Annotated in this window: 4 protein-coding genes; all 4 read right to left on the reverse strand. The window is 53.3% G+C overall.

Annotated features, from left to right (window positions below):
- Positions 1 to 1,652 (reverse strand): RelA/SpoT family protein (locus tag D5S03_RS08210; protein WP_287043408.1); only part of this gene is annotated, 1,652 nt, incomplete at its 3' end.
- Positions 1,639 to 2,817: a murein transglycosylase A gene (gene mltA, locus D5S03_RS08215; protein ID WP_040418934.1), complete on the reverse strand. Its 1,179-nt coding sequence runs from the start codon at positions 2,815 to 2,817 to the stop codon at positions 1,639 to 1,641. The genes mltA and D5S03_RS08210, both read right to left, overlap by 14 nt.
- 52 nt (positions 2,818 to 2,869) lie before the next feature.
- On the reverse strand, positions 2,870 to 4,645 hold the full coding sequence (locus D5S03_RS08220; RefSeq protein WP_008870549.1) for an ARMT1-like domain-containing protein: 1,776 nt from the start codon (positions 4,643 to 4,645) through the stop codon (positions 2,870 to 2,872).
- A gap of 2 nt (positions 4,646 to 4,647) precedes the next feature.
- The gene (locus D5S03_RS08225; RefSeq protein ID WP_287043410.1) at positions 4,648 to 5,490 is read right to left on the reverse strand and encodes an NAD(+)/NADH kinase; all 843 of its coding nucleotides are present in this window, start codon (positions 5,488 to 5,490) and stop codon (positions 4,648 to 4,650) included.
- Positions 5,491 to 5,938: the final 448 nt, after the last annotated feature.

The raw sequence follows: 5,938 nt of genomic DNA on the forward strand, positions 1-5,938 counted from the left end.
CGCTGTTCCTCCCTGGGCAGAAGTCTGTTTAAGACCTGCCTGGGAGTAATGCGGGCATACCCCACGGCTGAAAGCAGATCGTCAACCGACTTGTACGAAAAATCCGCAGCTATGGGCTGGAGCTGTCCCTGCTTTAAGACCTTGTTGATGTTTATGCCCATCTTGCGGCCTTCTTTTTCCAGGACCTCCTTGGCCAGGGCGATGCTCTGCTGTCGCTCCTCGTTGCGGATCCACTGCTTGACCCTGGTGCGGGCCTTGGCGGTCTTCACTAACCTGAGCCAGTCCCGGCTGGGATGACGGTGAGGGTCGGTGATGATCTCTACTGTATCCCCGTTCTTAAGAACGGTATTCAAGGGCACAAGCTTACCGTTGACCTTGGCTCCGGCACAGCGGTCCCCCACCTCAGTGTGGATCATGTAGGCGAAATCGATGGGTGTGGCCCCTTCTGGCAGTTCCTTGACCTCCCCGCGGGGAGTAAAAACGTAAACCTCGTCCTCGAAAAGATCAAAGCGCAGTGAGGCCATAAACTCCCTGGGGTCCTTGAGCTCTTCCTGCCAGTCCAGAATCTGCCTGAGCCAGGAAAATCTCTCTGCGTCCTTGTCCTTGAACCTGTTTTTACCGTCCTCCTTGTAGCGCCAGTGTGAAGCCACCCCGAACTCAGCCATCTTGTGCATTTCCTCGGTGCGGATCTGGATTTCAATACGTTCCCCGTCAGGACCGATGACAGTGGTATGCAGACTCTGGTACATATTGGCCTTGGGCATGGATATATAATCCTTGAACCGCCCGGGCACCGGTTTCCAGATGGAGTGTACCAGTCCCAGTACGGCATAGCAGTCCTTTATGCTCTGCACCAGCACCCTGAAAGCGATAATGTCAAAGACCTGGTCCAGGCTCAGGCCCTGCTGCACCATCTTGTGGTAGATGCTGTAAATATGCTTCATGCGTCCCGAAACGCGCCCCTCAATAGAGTTTTGCTCCAGTATCTCCTCAATGTTTTGGCAGACCTTCTGAATATATTGTTCGCCGACGACCTTCTGCTTGTTCACCCCTTCCTGGATCTGAAAATAGACGTCCGGCTTCATGTACCGAAGACTCAGGTCCTCCAGCTGGATCTTGAGCCGGTACAGGCCCAGCCTGTTGGCCAAGGGGGCATATATGTCCATGGTTTCCTGGGCCACGGCCTTTTGCTTGAATGAACTCTGGTGCTCCAGGGTCTTCATATTGTGCAGGCGGTCGGCCAGTTTGACCAGGATGACCCGGATGTCGTCGGCCATGGCCAGGATCATCTTGCGGATATTCTCGGCCTGGGCCTCCTCCTTGGAGTCAAAGCTCATCTTGCCGATCTTGGTCACACCCTTGACTATCCTGGCTACTTCCTCCCCGAACTGATCCCGGACCTCCTCCAGGCTGGCCTTGGTGTCCTCCACAGTATCGTGCAGAAGACCTGCAGCAATGGTGTCTGCATCCAGATGCAGGTCGGCAAGCATGTCCGAGACTTCCAGGGGATGAGACAGATAGGGCTCTCCGCTCAAGCGTATCTGTCCGGCGTGGGCGGACGCGGAAAACACGTACGCCTTCTGTATAAGGGCCTGGTCCGGCCCGGAAAGGTAACCGGAAACCTTGTCCAGTATTTCGTTAATTCTTACCATATTTGCGAACCATGAAAAAAATATCAGCCCTGTCGCTCATCTTGCCGGCAATATATTCAGCCCTCTCCCCGAAACCGCAGAAAAAATCCAGATGTCTGCCCCGGATGGCTCCTCCAGTATCCTGAGCGGTTACCGGCCCCTGGATGTGGGTCTTTTGACCCTGGTATTCCGGCAGTTCTGCATCCATTATCATGACAGAACCCCAGGGAATAACCTCCGGATCGCTGGCCACGCTGACCCAGGGGGTAAGTATCTGCCCCGTGGAGCCTCTTGGGCCCTGGTCATCCAGGTGAAAAAATATATAACTGGGATTTTTGGCCATGAGCTCATGCTTTATATCCGGGTTTTCCTGAAGTACTGCCCGTATGGACTGCATGCTCACCTCGTCCTGCTCAAGAAAGCCAAGATCCACCAGGACCCTGCCCAGGGCAACATACTGATGGCCGTTTCTATCGGCGTACAGGACATGCTTGTAATCTCCGCCTGGATACTTAAGCCTTCCCGATCCCTGGATGTGCAGAAAAAACAGGTCAATGGGATCCTTAACCCAGGCTATCTCCAGGTCGCGTCCGGCCAGGGCGTCTTCCAGTTCTATCTCCCCCCTGCTGTAATAGGGCTTTATTTCGCCGTTCTCCAGCCTGTAATAAAGCCTCTGATCTTTCCAGCGGGGGTGAAACTGGCCCAGATCAACACTTTTCAGGTTGTCCGGCCTGCCATAAACCGGATGCCTGAAATCATCATGTTTCTCCCTGGAAGCCTTAAGCTCTGGCTCGTAATAGCCGGTGAGAAGCACGTCAGGGTTTACCGCGTAAAAATCAAAATAATGTTTAAGCAGTTCAGGGTTGCGGTCAATATCCGGCAAAAGCTGGATAAAAAGTTCCAGGGTTTCTTTTATATCCGACCAGGTCAGGCAAAGCTCCGGCTGGCAAACCGCCTTTTGGTCGCCGTCCCTGGTCCTGACGTAATCAAGGCTCTTTTCCAGGGCCGGAGCCAGGTCTTCCCAGCTGTCAAGGCCCTGTTCCTGAAGGTCTTTCTGCACAATCCCCACGACTTCCCGGCCGTCCACCGGTGCAAACAGGGGTGGAATATCCACCGGCTCGGGTTCCAGAACGGGCTCTTCCGGGGCGCACCCCCAGAGAAAAAGCACCAGGAAGGCCGGGATCACCGCCCAGCAAGGATATCCTGCAAGCCAGCCTGTGAATAAATCCCGCGCTTTTCTAAAAACTGGCATACTGCTCCGGTTCCTTTTCTATATTGGCGTCAAAAAACTTGCCCACTCCGTACTCCCTGCGCCTGAAAAACTGTTCCGGGCTGGGTCCGATGATCTGCATCTCCGGATACTTTTTCTGCACGTCTAAGGCAATGTGCATTTCCTTGGTACAGCCCGTGGAAAAGGTAGCGTCCTTGCCCGCCCAGACAGGCGGGACACGCTCACCCATAAGCTCAAAGCTCTTTTCAATGTCGCGCACACTCTGAAATCTCCAGACATCTATGAGGCCGCTTCGCTGCACGATCTCCCACATGTACATCAGGTCGTCTCCATCCATACCCTGCTCGAAATGTTCGGCCGGATTGATGATGAAAGTACCGGACATACGGCTGCGAATATAGTCCACAAAGGTATTGAGGACCCTGAGGGCGGTCCTGGTCTGTCCAGGTATGCTTCCGATGATGGCGCTGTAGAACAGCACCCTCTGCCCCTGCCTCCTGACTTCAGCCATCTGCTTCTTGATGTTTTCCGCCTTGGCCAGGATCTCCTTTTCGGTAATTTTGCGCACCCTTGAACTTTTGGACTTGAATTCGAACTTCACCTCATAATCTTCATCCCTGAACAGGCAGAGAATATCGCGGGTAAAAGCACAAGAGTTCTGGATAAGCCTGCGATAGTTTCCCAGGCCCTTGGCAATCACCAGGTCAGATTCTTTCCAGGCCCGGGAGAAGGTGACACTGGTACGGTAGAGGTTAAGTCTCTCCCTGCTGCCGTCGGAGATGACCACCAGGTTGTTTTCCCTTTGTTTTTTCAGAAAATCATTTTTGGATGCCTGGCTCTCCTCCAGGAAGCTGGCTTCACTGAGCAGATGAGCCAGCACACTGTCTGCATAGCAATCCCAGAGAGTCGGGTACTCGTAGTAGAATCCCTCCTTCAGGGCCAGGGTCACCTTGTGTCCCTGGCGGATGAGATTTTTTATCACCTGCATATCATAGACCAGCCCTCCGCTCTGGCTGGGGAGATAGAGTATCTTGATCCGGTATACGTTTTCCGGGCCGAAAAGACTGGTCATTACCTCGCGGAAGTCCTGCCAGCTTCGGCTCAGCTCCTGCTCTATCTCCTGCTGGTCCGGGGCGAAATCCTCTTCTTGCCAGATGCTGTCCCATGTAGACAGGCAGAAAAAACGCTTGAGTTCCAGCAGATCCAGCTCCCAGCGCAGGTCCTGTATCTTCTCGCAGCTCATGGTGGAACTGGGACAGGAACTTATAAACCTGAAAAATCCGGGGGTGTGCATGAACTCCAGAGCTCTGCGGTTGTAGGTGCATTTGCGCTCCCGGTAAGGATCCTGCAGGGTGTTCTGACTGAGAAAAATATCCAGCATCCTTTTGTGCAGCCTGGAAGGTATCATGAAAGGCGACCTGAGCACCTTGCCCAGAATATGCTTGCACAGGGAGAGGACCTTCTTTTTGACGAAATCGTCGCTGGAATAGTTTCTAATGAGAAAAATCAGCTTCTTCCAGGTCTGCAGGTATTCTTTTTTTAGATCCGGGCTCATCCTGGTCTGCAGAAGGTTGGCGAACATCCAGTCCGTGCATGGAGCGAAAAGCTGGCCTTCGTCGATGTCCACCATGAACCGCAGCTGTTCAGCTGAAGCGTTGACCCTGGGATTGACCAGGTGCTCGATGTTGTTTTCCAGCATGAAATGCAGAAGCCAGGCATCCAGGTGCGGATCCTGACCGTAATATACATTGGAAACGGATGAAATGTGCGGCAGCCTTGCCAACTCTACCCCCTGATAAAAAACTTTTTATACCTGAGCTTGTTTATAAAACCCTCATCGCGGCACATGAGAAGCTGCAGGTCCACATGATATCTTTTGACTCTCAGCTCATCACCTGGTTTTAGGACAAAACCGGTCTGTCCGTCTACAGTCAGGTAGGCTTCCTGGGTGGAGTTGCCGATGCGCAGCAGTATGGACTCCGAGGCCGGCATGACCATGGGCTTGAAATCGTGCAGGAAAACGCATACCGGGGTCAGGATCATTGCCTGCATTTCCGGGTGGACCAGGGGGCCTCCGGCGGAGATACAGTAAGCTGTGGAGCCTGTGGGAGTGGAGACAATGAGGCCGTCTGCCCGTATGGATTCAAGGGCGCCCTGGGATGACTCCAGGTCCAGGGAGATTATCCTGGCCAGTTCCCCCCGGCTGACCACCAGTTCGTTGACGGCCACCCCGGTATCCCTCTTGCGTCCTCCACGGAAAATGGAGTACTCCAGCAGCATCCTGCGCGAGATCCGGCCGCCGGATTCCAGGACCATGCTCAGTTGCTCCTTCCAGGTCAGGGGGGATACCTCGGCCAGAAACCCCACTTTGCCCAGGTTGATCCCCAGAAAGGGCACCTGCCAGTCCAGCAGGGTGCGCACCACGCTCAGCATGGTCCCATCCCCGCCCAGGACCAGGATAAGATCAGGGGTGTTCCAGGGCAGGTCTTCCATGTCCTTTTCATAAGGAAAGGCGGCCATGCAGGAACTGCAGTTTCTTTTTTCCATCCAGGCCATGATCTCCTGGGCCATGTTCCTGGCACCTCTGCTTTCCATCTTGGTGGCGAGTAAAATTTTTTCAATACTCATATTGTGAGGTTGTGCATGGTTAGAGGTTCATGAATAGCGATACTCTGGCTGGACAGATTGGACCGATAAAAAAAACACGGCAACTGATAAACCGTAACCGAGGCAAACCTGTCGGTAACCGTCCACATGGCCCCTGCAGCGGGCAAAGTATGTGTTGTAGACAATATCCTGGAATGCTTCAAGGATAAGTTATACAGACGGAAGCAGGGATTAAATTGAATCTTTTTGGAATCTTGAATTGAGGCATTGGGGATCAAGGAATCCGGGGATCAAGAGACCGCTTTTAAAACCGGCTTTAGTGGCTTACTCCTGAAACCCTGTCATAATAAACAAGAAACTTAGACAGGATTAACAGGATTGACAGGATAAGCAATCAGCGGCCGGAAGCCGCAGATTGCATTAGCCATCCAGCACTCACTTTCTTCTGGCATTCATGAGTGCCGGAAAA

The sequence above is a fragment of the Desulfonatronospira sp. MSAO_Bac3 genome, assembly GCF_003838035.1.
In the GTDB taxonomy this organism is placed as follows: Bacteria; Desulfobacterota; Desulfovibrionia; order Desulfovibrionales; family Desulfonatronovibrionaceae; genus Desulfonatronospira; species Desulfonatronospira thiodismutans.

What these genes read in the sequence shown, in the direction of transcription:
- D5S03_RS08225 (WP_287043410.1), bottom strand. Translation starts at nt 5,490, where the DNA reads ATGAGTATTGAAAAAATTTTACTCGCCACCAAGATGGAAAGCAGAGGT.